Origin of the sequence: Actinomyces israelii DSM 43320 (assembly GCF_000711965.1) — a bacterium.
In the GTDB taxonomy this organism is placed as follows: Bacteria; Actinomycetota; Actinomycetes; order Actinomycetales; family Actinomycetaceae; genus Actinomyces; species Actinomyces israelii.
Window position 1 is genome coordinate 15,689 of record NZ_JONS01000019.1, and the last position, 17,661, is coordinate 33,349.

Annotated in this window: 15 protein-coding genes; 10 read left to right on the forward strand and 5 right to left on the reverse strand. The window is 72.2% G+C overall.

What is annotated here, in order from left to right; all coding sequences use genetic code 11:
- Window positions 1-262 precede the first annotated feature (262 nt).
- Window positions 263-469: a CPBP family glutamic-type intramembrane protease gene (locus O145_RS19090; RefSeq protein WP_043562188.1), complete on the forward strand. Its 207-nt coding sequence runs from the start codon at window positions 263-265 to the stop codon at window positions 467-469.
- Window positions 470-803: 334 nt separating this feature from the next.
- Window positions 804-2,624 (forward strand): FUSC family protein, encoded by a 1,821-nt coding sequence (locus O145_RS08155; protein WP_052374858.1) that lies wholly within the window; start codon window positions 804-806, stop codon window positions 2,622-2,624.
- Between the two features lie 38 nt (window positions 2,625-2,662).
- Here O145_RS08155 and O145_RS08160 read toward each other — a convergent pair whose 3' ends face one another.
- The 4 genes from O145_RS08160 to O145_RS08175 form a co-directional block, all read right to left on the reverse strand.
- Window positions 2,663-3,064 carry a type II toxin-antitoxin system VapC family toxin gene (locus O145_RS08160; protein ID WP_043562189.1) on the reverse strand — a complete coding sequence of 134 codons (402 nt, stop codon included), beginning with the start codon at window positions 3,062-3,064 and terminating at the stop codon, window positions 2,663-2,665.
- The gene (locus O145_RS08165; RefSeq protein WP_043562190.1) at window positions 3,061-3,372 is read right to left on the reverse strand and encodes a type II toxin-antitoxin system Phd/YefM family antitoxin; all 312 of its coding nucleotides are present in this window, start codon (window positions 3,370-3,372) and stop codon (window positions 3,061-3,063) included. Before O145_RS08165 ends, O145_RS08160 begins: the two co-directional genes overlap by 4 nt.
- Before the next feature lie 123 nt (window positions 3,373-3,495).
- Window positions 3,496-4,170 carry an anaerobic ribonucleoside-triphosphate reductase activating protein gene (locus O145_RS08170; protein ID WP_229118447.1) on the reverse strand — a complete coding sequence of 225 codons (675 nt, stop codon included), beginning with the start codon at window positions 4,168-4,170 and terminating at the stop codon, window positions 3,496-3,498.
- A gap of 194 nt (window positions 4,171-4,364) precedes the next feature.
- Window positions 4,365-6,323: a ribonucleoside triphosphate reductase gene (locus O145_RS08175; RefSeq protein ID WP_229118440.1), complete on the reverse strand. Its 1,959-nt coding sequence runs from the start codon at window positions 6,321-6,323 to the stop codon at window positions 4,365-4,367.
- 423 nt (window positions 6,324-6,746) lie between these two features.
- On the opposite strand from O145_RS08175, the gene O145_RS16485 reads away from it, so the two are divergent.
- The 5 genes from O145_RS16485 (at window position 6,747) to O145_RS17260 (ending at window position 12,351) form a co-directional block, all read left to right on the forward strand.
- Window positions 6,747-7,829 (forward strand): AraC family transcriptional regulator, encoded by a 1,083-nt coding sequence (locus tag O145_RS16485; protein WP_052374860.1) that lies wholly within the window; start codon window positions 6,747-6,749, stop codon window positions 7,827-7,829.
- 326 nt (window positions 7,830-8,155) lie between these two features.
- Window positions 8,156-9,121, forward strand: coding sequence for a L(+)-tartrate dehydratase subunit alpha (gene ttdA, locus O145_RS08185; RefSeq protein WP_156966662.1), 966 nt, complete (start codon window positions 8,156-8,158; stop codon window positions 9,119-9,121).
- Entirely contained in the window at window positions 9,118-9,759 is a 642-nt protein-coding gene (gene ttdB / locus O145_RS08190; protein WP_052374862.1) for a L(+)-tartrate dehydratase subunit beta, read from the forward strand. The genes ttdA and ttdB overlap by 4 nt, the downstream gene beginning before the upstream one ends.
- Window positions 9,760-9,984: 225 nt before the next feature.
- A complete protein-coding gene (locus O145_RS08195) occupies window positions 9,985-11,409 on the forward strand; it encodes a DASS family sodium-coupled anion symporter (RefSeq protein WP_229118441.1) in 1,425 nt (474 codons plus the stop codon).
- A gap of 405 nt (window positions 11,410-11,814) precedes the next feature.
- On the forward strand, window positions 11,815-12,351 hold the full coding sequence (locus O145_RS17260; RefSeq protein ID WP_084682470.1) for a type I restriction endonuclease subunit R, EcoR124 family: 537 nt from the start codon (window positions 11,815-11,817) through the stop codon (window positions 12,349-12,351).
- Window positions 12,352-12,901: 550 nt separating this feature from the next.
- Here O145_RS17260 and O145_RS18090 read toward each other — a convergent pair.
- Window positions 12,902-13,120: a hypothetical protein gene (locus O145_RS18090; RefSeq protein ID WP_043562191.1), complete on the reverse strand. Its 219-nt coding sequence runs from the start codon at window positions 13,118-13,120 to the stop codon at window positions 12,902-12,904.
- Window positions 13,121-13,125: 5 nt separating this feature from the next.
- On the opposite strand from O145_RS18090, the gene O145_RS18095 reads away from it, so the two are divergent.
- The 3 genes from O145_RS18095 (at window position 13,126) to O145_RS08220 (ending at window position 17,650) form a co-directional block, all read left to right on the forward strand.
- Window positions 13,126-13,377, forward strand: coding sequence for a hypothetical protein (locus O145_RS18095; RefSeq protein ID WP_156966663.1), 252 nt, complete (start codon window positions 13,126-13,128; stop codon window positions 13,375-13,377).
- A 689-nt stretch (window positions 13,378-14,066) separates the two neighbouring features.
- On the forward strand, window positions 14,067-16,721 hold the full coding sequence (locus tag O145_RS08215; protein ID WP_052374865.1) for a DEAD/DEAH box helicase: 2,655 nt from the start codon (window positions 14,067-14,069) through the stop codon (window positions 16,719-16,721).
- Window positions 16,718-17,650: a sensor histidine kinase gene (locus O145_RS08220; protein WP_084682472.1), complete on the forward strand. Its 933-nt coding sequence runs from the start codon at window positions 16,718-16,720 to the stop codon at window positions 17,648-17,650. The genes O145_RS08215 and O145_RS08220 overlap by 4 nt, the downstream gene beginning before the upstream one ends.
- Window positions 17,651-17,661 lie beyond the last annotated feature (11 nt).

Genomic DNA, 17,661 nt, shown 5'->3' on the forward strand with positions numbered 1-17,661 from the left:
ACCGGGGTCCGGGGCCCGCGACTCGCCTCCTCCCGGTAGGCGATGTCGCCTGTGCGACCGCGCCGGCACGCTTGACGCATAACCGCCTCCACCAGTCCCCACCGGCTCGGCGAGCGCCATCAAGGCGCCGCCAGGGAGACCCGCATCGCGCAGGGCGACTTCGTGATTGTCTATGCAGGCTGTTTTCTCCTCAGTCCTGGCAGGCCCCTGATCCCGGGCGACTACCGCGTTCCTGCTGCGGGTCACGGGCCTGTCGGGCGCGGTGCTGCAGAACGACGAGAGCGTCTTCCGCATCGCGGCAACGCTCACACCGCTCCTCTTCGTCACCGTCGCCGGAGTCGCGGGCCCGTCCGTGGAGGAGCTGTTCTTCCGGCAGTTCCTCATCGGATTCATCGAGCGGTACTCACGCACCGTCATGGTCGACCTCAGCGCCTTCGCGCCGCTGCTCCTCCAGCGAGTCTTCCAGTGAGGCCCTTCGCCGGGACCGGTGGTGTCGGCGAAGGGGTGCGGGAACTGGGCGAGAGGATGTCGGTTCCGGAGACGGCGGCTCGACTGGCTCGGATACGGTCTCGTCGCTCATCCTCGTGGGGTACCCGCCTTGTCCTACTTGTTACCCCGCTCGGGCCCAACCGCCCGCGCCCCGCGCGCCCCGCCGGGCCATGGCGCGCTCCGGCGCGCTCCGGCGCGCTTCGCTCCCCGTCGAGCGGCCGCCCCGCGCCGTCGGCCCCCGGCCGGGCTCTGAGAGCCGCTGCCCCGGCGCCGAGCTCGCCAAGGACCCCGCCCAGGCCCCTTATCCTGGCCCCATGCACGCGTGGCGCTCCGGTCTGACCAGGCTGGGCCGCAGCCTCATCACCCTCCAGCCGGCCCCGGGCCGCGCCCGCCGGGCCCTGCGGTGGGTGGCCGCCATCGCCCTCGGCCTGATCGGGACCGTTCTCATTCTGGGACCCACCCGCGGCTCGCTGGGGCTGCTGGGTGCGATGGTGGCCAACTCCGGCCGCGAGGCCCCGCTGCGTCGTCGCGTGCGCACCCTGCTCGCCGTCGGGGCGACGACGCTGGCCTGCCAGAGCATCGGCATCCTCATCGCCCCGCACCCCGCCCTCATCCCCCCGGTCATGACGGCGATGACGCTGGTGGTGGTGTGGACCTGGCACGCGCTCCTGACCGGACCGCCGGGCCCCATCAACACCGTGTTCGCCGGGGCCTTCGGCACCTACATGGGCTCGGAGGGCTGGACGGTGCCGACCCTCGTCCCCATCACCGCCCTGGCCTGGGCGCTGGCCTCGGCGGCCTCCCTGCTGCTCCTCGCCCTGGACCCGTACGCGCCCGAGCGCGAGAGCGTGGAGGAGGCGGAGCAGGCTGTCGCCGCCTACTGCCGCCTGCCCGCGCCCACCGACGACGACGGTGCCTCCCTGGTCTCCCAGCGCGCCATCGCGCGCTCGCGCGCCTGGATCGGTGTCGACGACGCCTGGCACATCCTGCGCACCGGGCGCACCCCCGGCACCGTGCCGCTGACCGCCCGGGGGCGGGCGCTGGAGGAGCGCCTGCGCGCGGCCCACCTGCGGCTGGTGTCGGTCCTGCACGCCCAGTCCTTCCCCGGCGACCACCCAGACATCACGGACAACTTCGACCTGGTGCCCATGGGCCGCCCCAAGGCCCGCTACCTGCTGCGCACCGCGGCAGAGCGCGGGTCCCGCCCCCGCCTGGTGGCAGGGAGGGCGGCGACGGCGGTGCTCCTGGCCTCCTCGGCGGCGTTCCTGTCGCCGGTGGGGCGGCCCTACTGGGCGATCCTGTCCTCGCTCATCGTCCTGCACATGGGGGCCTCCCGTGCGGATCTCACGATCCGGGCCGCCCACCGGGTCATTGGCACGGCCCTGGGCACGGTCGTCTACCTGGGGATCGTCGCGCTCGACCCGTCGACCTGGGTGCGCCTGTGCCTGGTGATCGCCGCGGTCTACGCGCTGGAGAGCCTGGTGACGCGCAACTACGCGGTCGCCGTGGTCTTCGTGACCGTCTTCGCGCTCATGCTCACCCCTGCGGCATCCTCTGCGCAGATCGTGACCCTCATGGGCGACCGCGTGCTGGAGACCGTCATCGGGGCGAGCTCGGCGGTGCTCGTCACCTGGTCGATGGGGCGGCGGGCCCCGGTGCTGCTCGTGCGCAGGCAGTACCGGCTGACCCTGAGCTCGCTCGTGAAGGTCCTCGCGGACCTCGCCGACGGGCTGGAGGACACCACCATCCGCTCCGGGGAGGCGGCGGCGCCCGGCCGCGGCTGGTGGCGCCGGGCGAGGTGGCACCCGCTGACGTCCCTGGTGCGCGACCACCGGCGTCGTCTCGTCTTCGAGCTGGGGCGGGCCGGGGCCGTGCTGTCCTCCGCCCGCCCTGATGATCCCGCCGCCCTCGAGCCGTGGTACGCGGTCCAGCGGGAGGTCTCCTCCCTGGGGTACGACGTCGTGGCGGCCACCTGGCGGGATCCGGGCGCGAACCGGCGGGCGGCGGCCCGCGCGTACACCGAGCTGACCTTTCTCATCGCCGCCCTGCCGCCGATCTCCTCGCGGAACATCTCTCCCGACAGGCTGGCGGCGAGGGTCGCGGCGATCCGCGCGGTCTTCCTCGCGGGAGCGTAGCGGAGCCGGCCCCGGCTAAGACAGCCCGCGCGCCGCCCTCAGGCCGCGAGCGGATCGAAGACGGCCAGGCCGTGAGCGCGGGCAGCGTGCACCAGGCGGGCGTCGTGGGTGAAGACGGTGACCGGATCACCCGGGTCGTCGAGCAGCAGTGCGGTCGCCAGATGAATGGCGTCCAGGGACTTCAGCTCCTCAGTCATGGCGCACGCCCGCTCAATCACGTCGTCATTAATGGGCAGCAGTTCCACGCCGTTGAGAAACTCCTGGGCGATAGTCAGCGAGAGCTTCTCTCTGTGAAGAGCCCTGGTCATCTCTATCTGAAGCAGGACAGAGGACGTTACTCTTTCTCCGGACGCCAACCTGCCGAGAAAGGTCTGGGACGAGACAGCACCCTCCTGTCCAAGAAGAACCAGCAGCGCTGCTGATGTGTCGACGTAGATCACCGCTCTTCCAACCGCTCGCCGAGGAGGAAGTCTTCGAGGTCAGTCTCTTCGGGGAGGGTGCAGCGCTCCACCGGCAACCGGAAAGGATGCTTGGCGGGTCGGACCTGGCCCTGGCGGACCATGCGCTGGTACCAAGACTCCCCGCGCCGGATGGGGACGATCCGAGCGATGGGCCGACCGTTGTCGGTCACCGTCACCGGCACACCGGTGGACTCCACCTCCCGATAGACCTCCACGGCCCGCCGACCGACCTCACACAGACCCACGCTCCTGGAACCGGGAGCCATGGGCGCACCCATCACATCCATGACACAAGGCTACCGACCACAGCAACCCGCCCCAACAGCCCGCCCGCGAACCGATCTCGGTGCGGAACTGAACCGATCTCGACGAAAAAGGGCGAGGGAGGGGGTGGGCCGCCCGCGCCGTCCTCAGGCCGCCCGGTAGGTGAACCGCTCCCAGCCGAGGGCTCCGATGCGCTCGGCCATGCGCTCGCAGGCGGCGTCCCAGCCCGCCGCAGTCACCGCGAAGTCGCCGGTCGTGCCCTTGCCGCGCGCCTGCTGCAGGGCGTAGACCCGCGCCCCGGCCTCGTGCACGCGGCGCGCGACCTCGACGGCGTCGTCGGCGGTCACGTCCCCGGGCACGACCGTGGTGCGCACCTCGAACGGAGTGTCCGCCTCCAGCAGGACCTGCAGGCTCTCCCACGCCTTCGCCGCGGCGCCGGGCCGCCCGACCACGGCCTGATAGTGCTCGGGCAGCGCCTTGACGTCCAGCCCCACCCAGGAGACGAGCCCAGAGGCGACCAGGTCGCGCAGGCGCCGCGGATAGGCACCCGCGGTGTGGAGCCCCACCCGGAAGCCCGCCTCGACGACCTCGCCGACGGCGTCGGCGAGCGCGTCCTGGCGCAGCGCCTCGCCACCGGTGAAGACGACGCCGTCGAGCAGCCCGCGGCGCCGCCCCAGCAGGGCGCGCACCTCCTGCCAGGCGACGGCCCCGGGCGTGCGCGTGGGGATGAGCGCCTGGTTGTGGCAGTAGAAGCAGTTCCAGGGACAGCCCTGGGCGAAGACCGTCGCGGTGAGGTGGTCGGGCCAGTCGACGGTGCTCATGGGGACCAGCCCGGCGATGACCAGGTCGTCGGCCGCGTGCGACCGGGGGCGGGGGCGTCGGGCGAGTGCCTCTCGGCTACCATCCGCGCCGCTCACTCCTCGCGCCGCTCCCGCCAGCCCCGCCGCGCCTTCGAGGCACTCGCCCGACGCCCCCTCGGACTCTCGCGGCACCCGCGACACCAGCATGCCCAGCCTTACGCGGATACGGCGCTCAGCCGCGAGACGGCGGGGCCGTGCCCGCCGGCGGCGTCCTCGGTGAACATCTGCCGCTCCATGTACTCGCCCTTCTTGCCGATGTTGAAGGACTTCACGGGGCGGAAGTAGCCCATGACGCGCGTCCACACCTCGCACTCGACCGGCTCGGCACCCGGGTGCAGCTCGGCGCACTTCTCGCAGGTCAGGTGCTCCCCGGCCAGGTAGCCGTGGGTGGGGCAGATCGAGAAGGTCGGCGTGACGGTGATGTAGGGGGTGCGGAAGGCGGTCAGGCTGCGCCGCACGAGCTCCTTGCAGGCCTGCGCCGAGGAGATCCGCTCGTTCATGTACAGGTGGAGGACCGTGCCGCCGGTGTACTTGGTCTGCAGCTCCTCCTGCATCTCCTGGGCCTCGAAGGGGTCGTCGGTGTAGGCAACAGGCACCTGCGAGGAGTTCGTGTAGTAGGGGTTGGACTCGGTGCCGGCCTGGAGGATGCCGGGGAAGCGCTTGCGGTCCTCCTTGGCGAAGCGGTAGGTGGTGCCCTCCGCCGGGGTGGCCTCAAGGTTGTAGAGGTGGCCGGTGGCCTCCTGGAACTCCACCATCTTGTCGCGCACGTGGTCGAGGAGGCGCACGCACATGTCGTGGCCGCGCGGGTCGGTCAGGTCGTAGCCGCCGCCGTCGTGCCGCGTGAAGTTGCGGACCATCTCGTTCATGCCGTTGACGCCGAGGGTCGAGAAGTGGTTGTCGAGCGTGCCGAGCCACCGCTTGGTGAAGGGGAACAGGCCGGCGTCGATGTGGTGCTGGATGACGGTGCGCTTGAGCTCGAGGGTGTCCCGGCCGATCTCCAGCAGGCGGTCCAGGGCCGCGACGAGGCCGGGCTCGTCCCCGGCGTGCAGGTAGCCCAGGCGGGCCATGTTGACGGTGACGACGCCGACGCTGCCGGTCTGCTCGGCCGAGCCGAACAGGCCGTTGCCGCGCTTGAGCAGCTCGCGCAGGTCGAGCTGGAGGCGGCAGCACATGGAGCGGATCATGCCGGGGTCGAGCTCGGAGTTGATGAAGTTCTGGAAGTAGGGCAGGCCGTACTTCGCCGTCATGGTGAACAGCCGCTCGCAGTTCTCCGTGTCCCAGTCGAAGTCCCTGGTGATGTTGTAGGTGGGGATGGGGAAGGTGAAGACGCGCCCCTCGGCGTCGCCAGTGGTCATGATCTCCATGAAGGCGCGGTTGATCATGCCCATCTCCTCGGCGAGGTCCCCGTAGGTGAAGTCGCACAGCTCGTCGCCGATGAGGGGGTGCTCGTCGGCCAGGTCCGCGGGGCAGGTCCAGTCGAAGGTGAGGTTGGTGAAGGGCGTCTGGGTGCCCCAGCGGGAGGGGACGTTGAGGTTGAAAATGAGCTCCTGCATGCACTGGAGGACCTGGTCGTAGGTCATGGAGTCCAGGCGGACGAAGGGCGCCATGTAGGTGTCGAAGGAGGAGAAGGCCTGGGCGCCGGCCCACTCGTTCTGGAGCGTGCCCAGGAAGTTGACGATCTGCCCGACGGCGGAGGAGAAGTGCCTGGCCGGCGCGGAGGCGATCTTGCCGGGCACCCCGTTGAAGCCCTGCTGGAGGAGGTTCTTGAGCGACCAGCCGGCGCAGTAGCCGGCGAACATGTCCAGGTCGTGGATGTGGAAGTCGCCGGCGCGGTGGGCGTCGCCCGCCTCCTGGGAGTAGATCTGGCTCAGCCAGTAGTTGGCGATGACCTTGCCGGAGGTGTTGAGGATCATCCCGCCCAGCGAGTAGCCCTGGTTGGCGTTGGCGTTGACCCGCCAGTCGGAGCGGTCGAGGTACTCGGTGATGGTGGAGACGGCGTCGATCTGGGGCCGCGAGCCGTGGGCGACAGCGGAGTCGGCGGAGCCGCGCGCCACGAGCTCGGGGTGAGCGGCGGCGAGGTGAGCGGCGGTGGGGATCTGGCTGCTGTCTGACACGGAACTCTCCAGTGCGTCGGTGAACGAGTACGGCGGGCGCTGCCGCTCCAGCCCCCGGGAGGGGCGTCCGGCGCGGCACCACCAGGAGTGAGACTACAACCGAATCACACGTATGCAACACATCATGTAGATGCGAGACTGGTCTGTGACCACTACATATTGTGGTCATGTCGACACCCCTCGAACTGACGTACGAACGCTTTCGGCGGGATTCCGGGGCTCTTCCCGATATGTGCGCGGGATCACGCGCCCATATGTCGTTCGGTCCGCTGCGCGTGTCGCGGGCGGGATCGCGCGTGTCGCGGGGCGACCGGCGAGACCGACGGCGCACATGTCGCGGGCGGGGTCCCGGCCGGGGTCGCTGCCGGGCCGATCGACGACGGCGCCCGGCCGCCTCCGACAGGCCCGTCTACCATGGATGACATGGGGACGCCAGGGCCGGCCGCGACACAGCTCCATCACGTCCACGACGCGGCCGCCCGGGGCCTGCGCGCCAGCCAGTACGTGTACGCGATCGGCTCCTACCACTACAACTGGCACACGGCCCTGGAGATCCTCGTGGTCATCACCGGCGCCCTGGAGCTGTGCGCCGCGGGGAGCGTCAACCAGCTCGAGCCGGGCGACGTCGTCGTCATCAACGCCAATGACGGCCATGCCACGCTGGCCACCCAGCCGCGCACCACAGTCATGTGCCTGCACATCGAGGGCGACTATCTGGCCTCCTTCACCCCCGACGGCGCCGTCCCCCGCTTCGCCTGCCGCTCCGCCCCGGCCACGCGCGAGGACGTCGGCTTCACGCGGCTGCGCACCCTGTGCTGCCGGATGATGCTCGCCTCCCACCGCTGCGGCCCAGGCGCCGACGCCGCCTGGGAGGCGCGTCTGCTCGACGTCGTCGCCACGCTCTTCGACCACTTCCCGCCCGCCCCGGCGAACACCGGCGAGCCGCCGGCGGCGGTCGAGAACCACCGGGCGCTGCAACGGGCGGTGACCTACATCGACTCCTCCTTCCGCGAGCGCATCACCCTGGACCGCCTGGCGCGGCGCGTGGGGTTCTCCCCCGGCTACCTCTCGCAGGTCTTCCACCAGCAGGTGGGGATGACCTTCAGCGAGTACCTGGCCCGGGTGCGGCTGCGGCGGGCGACCCGAGACCTGGGCGAGACCGACCACCTCATCGCGCGCGTCGCCGCCGACGCCGGCTTCCCGGACGTCAAGGCCTTCAACACGGCCTTCCGCCGCGCCTTCGGACGCACGCCGTCCGCCTACCGCAGCCTGCTGACGACGGACACCGCCGCCGCGGACGAGGTCTTCCACCAGCGCTACGTCTCCCGCGGCGACGAGTCGGTCATGCGGGTGCTGCGCGTCTGGGCCTCGCGCGGCGCGACCGGCGGGGCGGAGGGGCCCTGCACGACGGCGGCCCTGCTGGCGCGCCCCTCGCCGGTCGAGGAGGCCCTGGAGCTCACGCGCTCGCTGACGGCCCGGCTGGAGCAGATGGCCGACAGCGGGTAGGTGCGCACCGTCCCGCCCTTCGGCGCGCCGGTGCCGCTGCGCCCGAGTGGCGAGGCGGTCCAGGCCTGGCGAATCTCCAGGCCGAGAAGGGGCGCGGCCCCGCCCCGCAGGCCCGCGCGAGGCGCGCAGGCCCGGAACGACGGCGATTGCGGGACGCAGGCCGCAGGGCATCCGGTCAGGTCCCCGCCCTCGCGACCGGCACCGCACCGCCCCGCCACGGGAGCACCGTCCCGCCCGCCCCTCTGAGGCATTGGACAGACCGGCGCCGGCCGTAAGCGGACCCTTGAAAGGGTACAGATCACCGCGCCGGCCGAAGGAGGACCGCCGTGACCGCCGCAGGCACAGCCGCCGACACAACCATTCCCGCCCTCTCCGCCACCGCCCTGCCGCCGGACTCGGACCCCGGCCGCCTCGCCGAGCTCGCCGACGTCGTCGCCCGCTTCACCGCCGTCGTCTCCCGCCGCCTGCCCGATGACGTCACCGCCCGGCTCAAGGCGCTGGCCGCGGAGGAGACCAACCCCATGGCGACCATGATCTACCGCACCATGCAGCGCAACCAGGAACTGGCCGAGAGGCTGAGGCGCCCCTCCTGCCAGGACACGGGCCTGGTGCAGATCTTCGCCACGGTGGGAAGCCACTTCCCCTGCGCCGACGGCCTCGCCGAGACCCTCAAGGCCTCCATCGCCGAGGCCACCCGCCTCGCTCCGCTGCGCCACAACACCGTGGAGACCTTCGACGAGCTCAACACCGGCACCAACGTCGGGACGAAGTCGCCGTGGATCTACTGGGACCTCGCCGAGGGCCGCGACGACCTGACCCTCCACGTCTACCTCGCCGGCGGCGGCTGCTCGCTGCCCGGCCAGGGCAAGACCCTCATGCCGGGCGAGGGCTACGAGGCCGCCATGAGGTTCGTCCTGGATGTCATGACCTCCTACGGGATCAACGCCTGCCCGCCGCTGCTGGTCGGGGTGGGCATCGGCTCGTCCATCGACGCCGCGAGCTACATGTCCAAGCTCGCCCTCATGCGGCCGGTCGGCTCGCACGCCTCCAACCCGCGGGTCGCCCGGCTGGAGGACGACCTCCAGGAGGCCATCGACTCGATCGGCCTGGGCCCCCAGGGCCTGGGCGGGACACGTTCCACGATGGGCGTCAACATTGAGAGCTCCGCCCGCCACCCCTCGGTGCTCTCCGTGGCCGTCAACACCGGCTGCTGGTCGCACCGCCGCGGCACCATCCGCTTCGACCGCAACCTGAGCTATGAGCTCATCACGCACAGGGGAGTCGAGCTATGAGCACCACCGGGCGGGCCACGGCCCACCACATCACGCTGACCACCCCCATTCAGCGGGAGGACATCGAGGACATCCGCATCGGCGACGTCGTCTTCCTCGACGGCCATATCACCACCTGCCGCGACGTCGCCCACCGCCGTCTCATCGAGTACGGCCGCGAGCTGCCCGTGGACATACGCGACGGCGCCATCCTCCACGCCGGCCCCATTATCCGCGTGGTCGACGAGGACAGGGACGCGTTCGAGGTCGTCGCCGTCGGCCCCACCACCTCGATGCGCATGGAGATGTCCGAGGAGGAGTTCATCGCCCGCACGGGCGTGCGCCTCATCGTCGGCAAGGGCGGCATGGGCCCGGGCACCGAGGCCGGCTGCGCCGCCCACGGCGCCCTGCACTGCGTCTTCCCGGCCGGCAACGCGGTCATCGCCGCCACCGCGGTCGAGGCGGTCGAGGACGCGCAGTGGCGCGACCTGGGCATGCCCGAGACCCTGTGGACCTTCCGGGTCAAGCAGCTCGGGCCCCTCATCGTCTCCATCGACGCCCACGGCGGCAACCTGTTCGAGCGGCAGAAGGTCCTCTACAACGAGCGCAAGGAGGCTGCGCTGGCCTCCCTCAACGAGAAGGTCAGGTACATCAGATGAACGCCGACGCCCACCCGGCCTCCCCGAGCGTCCCCGACGCGGGTGCCGCGCACGCGAGCGCCGCGCAGGGGAGCGCCGCAGACCGGCCGGCCGCCATCAGCATTGACGCCCGCGCCCCCCGGCCCGGCGGCGGGCCGGGCCCGGCACCGGCGGGCCGAGCCTCGACGGCACAGACATCACAGCCCCCGCCCGCGCCGTCGGGCCCCGAGCGGCCGGGCCTGGGCCGTGAGACCAGGCCGTGGGCGCTGGCCGCCTGCCTCGCCGTCGGCGCGCTCGTCTGGTTCGTCCCCGTCCCGGGGGGGACTCGAGCCCAGCGCCTGGCACCTCTTCGCGATCTTCCTGGCCACCATCGTCGGAATCATCGCCAAGGCCGCCCCCATGGGCGCGCTGTCGATCATCGCCATGGCCCTGTGCGCCGCGACTGGCGTCCTCGCGCCCGACGGCGGCTCCGCCGACAAGGTCTCCGCCGCCCTGTCCGGCTTCTCCAACTCCACGATCTGGCTCATCGTCTCCGCGTTCTTCGCCGCCCGGACGGTGATCTCCTCCGGGCTGGGCGAGCGGCTCGCCTACCTGTTCGTCAGGGTCTTCGGCCGCTCGAGCCTCGGCCTGGCCTACGGGCTAGGCCTGGCCGACCTGGTCACCTCGCCGGCGATCCCCTCGAACACGGCCCGCTCCGGGTACGTGTACCCGGTCATGATGAGCGTGGCCAGGGCCTTCGGCTCAGAACCGGACAGGCCGCAGACCCACCGGCGGCTCGGCTCCTACCTGGCGCTGACGACCTACAACCTCAACCTGGCCGTCTCCGTCATCTTCTTCACCGGCGCCGCCCCCAACGCCATGTCCTCGCGGCTGGCGGCCGCGGCCGGCGTCGAGGTCGACTGGCCCGGCTGGCTGCTGGCCGCGGTCGTGCCCGGACTCCTCGGCGTCGTCGCCGTGCCGCTGGTCACCTACGCGCTGCACAGGCCGGAGATCCGCCGCACCCCGGACGCCTCCGTCATGGCCGCCCGCGAGCTGAGGCGGCTCGGGCGGGTCACGGCGCACGAGTGGGTGACGCTCGGGGTCTTCCTCATCATGATCGTGCTGTGGGCGATAGGCGAGTCCTTCATGAGCGCGACGACGGTCGCCCTGCTGGGCCTGGGCGCGCTGCTGCTGACCGGGGCGCTGACCTGGGAGCAGATGAAGGCCGAGCGCTCGGCCTGGGACACCCTGACCTGGTTCGCGGCGCTGGTCATGATGGGCACCTACCTCAACAAGCTCGGCTTCATCGGCTGGCTCGGGGACAGCACCGGCTCCATGATGGGGGGCCTGGGCACGGTCGCGGCCTTCGCGGCCCTGACGGGCGTGTACGCCCTGACCCACTACCTGTTCGCCTCGGGCACGGCGCACACCGCCTCCATGTTCGCCGTCTTCCTCGGGGTGGGGCTGGCTCTCGGTCTGCCGGGGGTGCCGCTGACGGTGTTCCTCGGGGCGATCCCGACCCTCATGGGATGCCTGACCCACTACGGCAACGGGCCGGCTCCCCTGTACTTCGGCTCCGGGTTCGTCGAGCTGGGGACCTGGTGGCGAACGGGGCTCGCGCTCGGGACCGTGCACCTGGCGATCTGGCTGGTGGTCGGCCCCCTCTGGTGGAGCATTATCGGCGTGTGGTGAGTGAGACCGTGGTGAGTGAGACCGGTCGGCGGCGCGCGGGAGCCGGCGGCGTGGCGCATCCGCATCGGCAGCCACCGGGTGATCCGGGCCGACTCCGGCGGCTTCATCGTGCGAGCTGGTAGATCCTCTGCCGCGTCACTCCGAGTATCCGGGCCGTATCAGAGGCGCTGTAGTGCCGTTGCTCTCGTAGCAGGGCCACGGCCTCGCGCCTGCGCGCCGCGGCGCGGGCGAGGGCTGCGCGCCCCGCGCGCTCCTCGGCCTCGCCCTGCTCCCAGATGCGCCGCGCCTCGACCAATCAGGATATGCAATCGACTCAGTCGTCCGGCTCCTGCGCCCCTGCACCGAGTACCTCCAGGAGTACCTTGAGAAGGTGAGCGAGTTGCGCACCAGCTTCGAGCCCGGAGAGTGATCGCCTCCGAGAGCGAGCAGAAGCGCTTCATCCGGCTCTTCGGGGCGATCCTGCGGCTGCGCAACATCCTGACGAGCTTCGACGATTTCGCCGACGCCGATGTCCTCGACGACGTCGACCACGAGATCCCGGCCGACATCACACGCGCACTGGCCTCCAGCCCGTCCCTGCACAACAAGCGCGACCTCATCGAGGACTTCGTCCGCTCCGTGTCCTCGACGGGCGACGTCGCCGCCCAGTGGGAGGCCCACATTACGGACCGCCAACAAGCCGAGCTCGATGCCCTCATCTCCGAGGAGCGTCTCAAGGCCGAGCCGACCAGGCGGCTCGTGGCGGCCGCTGTGGCGGGACTCGCACGCATCGGCGTCGAAGGAACCGCCGTCTCACGCATCCTCCCGCCCATGTCGCGGTTCCGCAGGACCGCCGGCTCCGACACTCTCGACACCAAGAAGCACCGCGTGGCCGACGAGCTCGCATGCCACGTCGACCGTTTCAGCGGGCTGTTGGGCGTAAGGATACGGCCCGGAAGGTGAGCGACATCGTGACCGGTCTCGCTCGCCTGGTCCGGGCCGTTGGTGTCCTTGTGGATGCCCTCGGCAGGTGGTTCATCTGAGCCGCCCGCCAGGGGAGCCATCCGGGCCCGCCGGGTGGCTCCCCACCGTTTTGACCCACCCGAACCGCCGACGTCCACACCCGGCAGGCCAGTACGGGCCGCTACGCTCATGTGCCGGCGCCGGGCTCGGGTTGCGGCGAAACGGGAGCCGCGGGCGCTGTCGCTGGTGCGCGAGCCATCGCGGGGTGCTCCACGGTGGATGGCGGTGACGCGGCCTGCGGTGACGTCCTCGTCAAGCTGGTCGTAGCGGACCCGCGTTCCGGCGAAGAAGGGCCGGGCCGCGCGTCAACCGACTCCGAGCCGGCAGGTGTCCACCAGAATGACATTGGCCCCTCCGGGCCCAGACGCGCAAGAGAAAAACCGCATGATCGCAAGGATTCTTCCGAGAGGCACGACGCCCTGGGCCTCCAATGTCATTCTGACGGACACCCGGCCCCGCCCCGCACACAGCGGGCCTGCGGCCGGACGAGTCAGGCGGGCAGGGCCACGTGCACGACGAGCCGGCCCTTCTCCGCCACCCGCTGCTCGACCAGCCCGGCGAGACGGCCGGGCACGCGCCCGAAGGAGCTGGTCAGGCCGACGAGCCACGTCCACGCGTCCTCCCCGAAGGTCTCGCAGTCCACAGGCATGTTCTCCGGCTCGTACGGGCCATCGGGGTAGACGCCGTACCAGTAGCAGGGGCTCGCCACTCGTCTTGAGAATCATGCGCGACCCGTCCTCATCGTCCCAGTCCCCGAAGGGCCCGAAACAGCTGCTCAAGACTCACCTCGACGAGACGGCTGATCCCATCGCCGACCGCGCAAAAGCTGAAGGAGTTGATCCCGCCCCACACGTCCAGCTTGTAGATGGTGGGATCGCCGTCCTCGCGACGAGCACGCAGGTCTCGGGCAAGAACCCCGGCGCCGTCGCCCTGGATGAGGGCGCTGGCCCCCAGGTGCCGATGTAACGGGCTCCCTCCACGCCCCGACCCGCGAGCATGGAGATCGTCTCGCCCGTCAGCCTCCATCCGGGCACCGACCGGTCGATGAAGGCCTGCGCGCCCTCGGGCCCGCCCTCCGGATGCGCAAGGATGTCGAGACGCGGCACCGTCGGCGAGACGGCCACGAGATGGGCCTTGAAGCTCATGCACATCCTTCGGGTCTCAGGGTCCCACCCGTCATGGGACCGCACGCGGAGCCATGGGGCGACAGGCGTATCAGCAAGCCGGGACTGTGGCCGACCGGACAGTCCGCACGGCATACTGGTGGGGCCTTCTCCGGCACCTTCTCCCGGAACACCCAGTGTCCTTGCCGGGGAAGTTAAGGAGCCAGGGAGGAGGTGGGGGCCGTGTCCAAGCCGAGAGGCAGACACGTCAAGATCCGCAAGGACAAGGATACGGCCCGGAAGGTGAGCGACGTCCTGACCGGTCTCGCTCGCCTGATCCGGGCCGTTGGTGTCCTTGTGGATGCCCTCGGCAGGTGGTTCAGCTGAGCCGCCTGCCAGGGGAGCCATCCGGGCCCAACCGGGTGGCTCCCCACCATTATGACCCACCCGAACCGCCGACGTCCACACCCGGCAAGCCTCCACGCCGACCTCGCCTCGGCCGCGGGCGCACCCCTGCGGATTCGTGTCGCACCCCTGCGGCACACTTGACCCATGGCAGACGGCACCCGACGCGACCTCACCGAGCTCCTGGAGAGCATCGGTGCGCGCGACGGCCGCCTCGTCCACCTCCGGCGCACCCCCGCGCGCCCCGCCCGCCACGCCGCCTGGCCCACCTGGGCCGACCCCGCGCTCGTGGCCGCCTACGGGCGCCTGGGGGTGGAGGCGCCGTGGACGCACCAGACCCGGGCCGCCGACGCCGTCCACGCCGGCCGCCACACGGTCCTGGCCACCGGCACGGGGTCGGGCAAGTCGCTGGCGGCCTGGCTGCCGATCGTCTCCGGCGTGCTCGCAGCCCAGGGCGGCGGGCCGGGCGACGGTCAGGGCGACGGGCCGGACGCCGGAGGGCGCATCTCCGCCTACGGCCGCCGCCCGACCGCCCTGTACCTCTCCCCCACCAAGGCCCTGGCCGCCGACCAGGCCGCCTCCCTGGAGCGCCTCGTGGCCGAGACCGAGGCCGTCCAGCAGGCCGACGGCGTCCCGGCCGGCTCCATCCGCACCGTGCACACCGGCACCTGCGACGGCGACACGCCCCTGCCTGAGCGCGACTGGGCGCGCGCCCACGCCGACGTCGTGCTCACCAACCCCGACTTCCTGCACTTCTCGCTCCTGCCGGGCCACGAGCGGTGGACGCGCTTCCTGCGCTCGCTGCGCTATGTGGTGGTCGACGAGTGCCACGCCTACCGCGGGCTCCTGGGCGCGCACGTCGCCCTCGTCCTGCGCCGCCTGCTGAGGCTGGTGCGCCGCCTGCGCCCAGACGGCCCGGAGCCGGTCGTGCTGTGCGCCTCCGCGACGGCGGGCGAGCCGGCCCTGACGGCCGCGCGCCTCATCGGGGCGGCGCCGGGCGCTGTCGTCGCCGTGACCGACGACGGCGCCCCCGCCGGCGAGCGGGTCCTCGCCCTGTGGCAGCCGGCGCTGCGCGAGCCGTGGCTCGCCTGGGCCCGGGAGGCCCCGGCCGCCGGCGCTGCTACCACCACGCCCGCGGCCCCCGGCGCGCCCGCCGACACCGGCGGGTCACGCACAGCCACCGCGGGCGAGCCACGCACCGCCGGCCTCAGTACCGCCGCCCCCGGCACCGCCGGCCCCGACACGCTCGACCCCACCGAGGACCCCTCGGCCCGCCGCTCCGCCGTCGTCGAGGCAGCCGAGCTGCTCGTGGACCTGCTGAGCGTGGGCGCCCGGGCCCTCGTCTTCGTGCGCTCGCGGCGCAGCGCCGAGATCGTCGCCGAGCGCGCCAGGCGCACCCTGGGCCGCTCCCAGCCCGAGCTCATGAGTACCGTGGCCGCCTACCGGGGCGGCTACCTGCCCGAGGAGCGCCGGGCGCTGGAGAGGGACCTGCGCAGCGGCAGGCTCCGCGCCCTGGCCACCACCAGCGCCCTGGAGCTCGGCATCGACGTCACCGGCCTGGACGCCGTCCTCATCGCCGGCTGGCCGGGCACGCGGGTGAGCCTGGGCCAGCAGGCGGGCCGCGCCGGGCGGGCCGGCACCCGCGGCGTCGCCGTCCTCATCGCCTCCGACAACCCGCTGGACGCCTACCTCGTCCACCACCCCGAGGCGGTCTTCGCCGCCCCGGAGGCCACCGTCTTCGACCCCGCCAACCCCTACGTGCTCGCCCCGCACCTGTGCGCGGCGGCCGGAGAGGCGCCCCTGCGCGAGGCGGACCTGGCGCTGTTCGGGCTGCCCGACGAGACCCTCCTGGCCGACCTGGTGGCCCGCGGGGCGCTGCGCCGTCGGCCCTCCGGCTGGTACTGGAACGCGAGCCTGCCGGGCCGCCCCCAAGACCTGACCTCGCTGCGCGGGGACGGGCCGCCGGAGGTGCCGGTGGTCGACGCCGCCACGGGCGCGGTGGTCGGCACGGTTGACGGCGCCGCCGCGGACTCCACCGTGCACGAGGGCGCCGTCTACATCCACCAGGGCCGCAGCTACGTCGTCGCCGAGCTCACCGAGGAGGCCGCGATCGCGGTCGAGAAGGCGGCGGTCGGCTACCGGACCCGGGCACGTGAGCGCTCCAGCGTGCGCATTATCGCCGAGCGCGGGGCCCGGGAGTGGGGCGGGGGGATCCGCTGGTCCTTCGGGTCGGTGGAGGTCACCAGCCAGGTGACCGGCTACGCCAGGCTGGCCCTGCCGGGGATGGAGGTGGTCGCGCAGCACCAGCTGGACATGCCCGAGCGCGTCCTGCCGACCGCGGCCGTGTGGTGGACAGTGCCGGAGGCCGTCACCCGGGCGGCGGGCATCGCGACCACTGACCTGCCCGGTGCGCTGCACGCCGCCGAGCACGCCTCGATCGGCATGCTGCCGCTGCTGGCCACCTGCGACCGGTGGGACATCGGCGGCCTGTCGATCACCGCGCACCCGCAGACCGGGGAGCCCACGGTCTTCGTCCACGACGGTCACGCCGGCGGGGCCGGCTTCGCCGAGCGCGGCTACCGGGCCGGCGGGCAGTGGCTGGCCGCGACGCTCGCCGTCGTCGAGGGCTGCGCCTGCGCGGCCGGGTGCCCGAGCTGTGTGCAGTCCCCCAAGTGCGGCAACAACAACGAGCCGCTGGACAAGGCCGGGGCGATCCTCCTGCTGCGGCTGCTGGTGCGGGCGGTGTCGCGGGCCGGGGAGGGTGGCTCCGGTGGCGCCGACGACGACGGGGCCGCGCCGTGAGCGGGACCGTCTGGGCCGTCGCCATCCTGGCCGTCCTCGCCGTGGCGGGGGCTGTCGGCGCGGTGGCGCTGGCCGCGCGCCGCACGCGCCTGGCGCGCGCCGAGACCGAGCGGCTGCGCGCGCAGGTCGCCCAGCACGCCGCCCCGCGCGACGCGCTGGCCCACGAGATCCGCACCCCGCTCACCCTCATCCGGGCCTCGGCCGAACTGCTCGCCGAGGAGACGCCCGGCAACCTCAACGAGGTGCAGCGGCGCTTCGTGGCCACCATTGTGGACAACACCGAGCAGGCCATCGGCATGGCGGAGGACTTTCTGACCCAAGCGCGTCTCGACCACGCGCTGTTCGCCCTCCACCTGGAGACCGTCGAGCTGCGCCGCCTCGTGCGCAACCTGGTCCAGGAGATGCGCCGCACCGCGAGCACGCCCATGCGGCTGGAGGAGCACGGCGCCCCCATCCGCATGGTCGCCGACCGCCGGCTCCTGCGGCAGGCGATCGCCAACACGGTGACGAACGCCGTGCGCCACGCGGGCCCGAGCGCCACCATCACCATCTCGGTCAGCAGCGAGGAGGACACCGCGCTCATCACCATCTCCGACGACGGCCGCGGCATGACGCCCCAGCAGCGCGAGGTGCTGTTCACGCCCTTCCGCTCACAGAATTCCCTGGAGGCTCCGGTCAGCCGCGGGGTCGGACTGGGCATGGTGGTCACCAGGCAGATTCTCGCCCTGCACGGAGGGTCCATCCTGGTGGACTCCATGGCCTCGCGGGGGACCGTCGTCTACCTGACCGTGCCGCTCCGCCCGCCCGCGCCCGGAAGGCCCGACGCCGGGGCGGCCGAGGCCGCCGGGATCGGCAGGTCCGCGAAGCCCGTCGGGGCTGCGGAGTCCGCCGCGCGTCATAATGCCGCAACCGGGCCCGGCGGGGCATGATGAGAACAGGA

Coding starts and splice junctions, on each gene's coding strand:
- O145_RS08155 (WP_052374858.1), top strand. CDS start 804: ATGCACGCGTGGCGCTCCGGTCTGACCAGGCTGGGCCGCAGCCTCATC.
- O145_RS08165 (WP_043562190.1), bottom strand. CDS start 3,372: ATGGATGTGATGGGTGCGCCCATGGCTCCCGGTTCCAGGAGCGTGGGT.
- O145_RS08170 (WP_229118447.1), bottom strand. CDS start 4,170: ATGAGCACCGTCGACTGGCCCGACCACCTCACCGCGACGGTCTTCGCC.
- O145_RS16485 (WP_052374860.1), top strand. CDS start 6,747: ATGGGGACGCCAGGGCCGGCCGCGACACAGCTCCATCACGTCCACGAC.
- ttdB (WP_052374862.1), top strand. CDS start 9,118: ATGAGCACCACCGGGCGGGCCACGGCCCACCACATCACGCTGACCACC.
- O145_RS08215 (WP_052374865.1), top strand. CDS start 14,067: ATGGCAGACGGCACCCGACGCGACCTCACCGAGCTCCTGGAGAGCATC.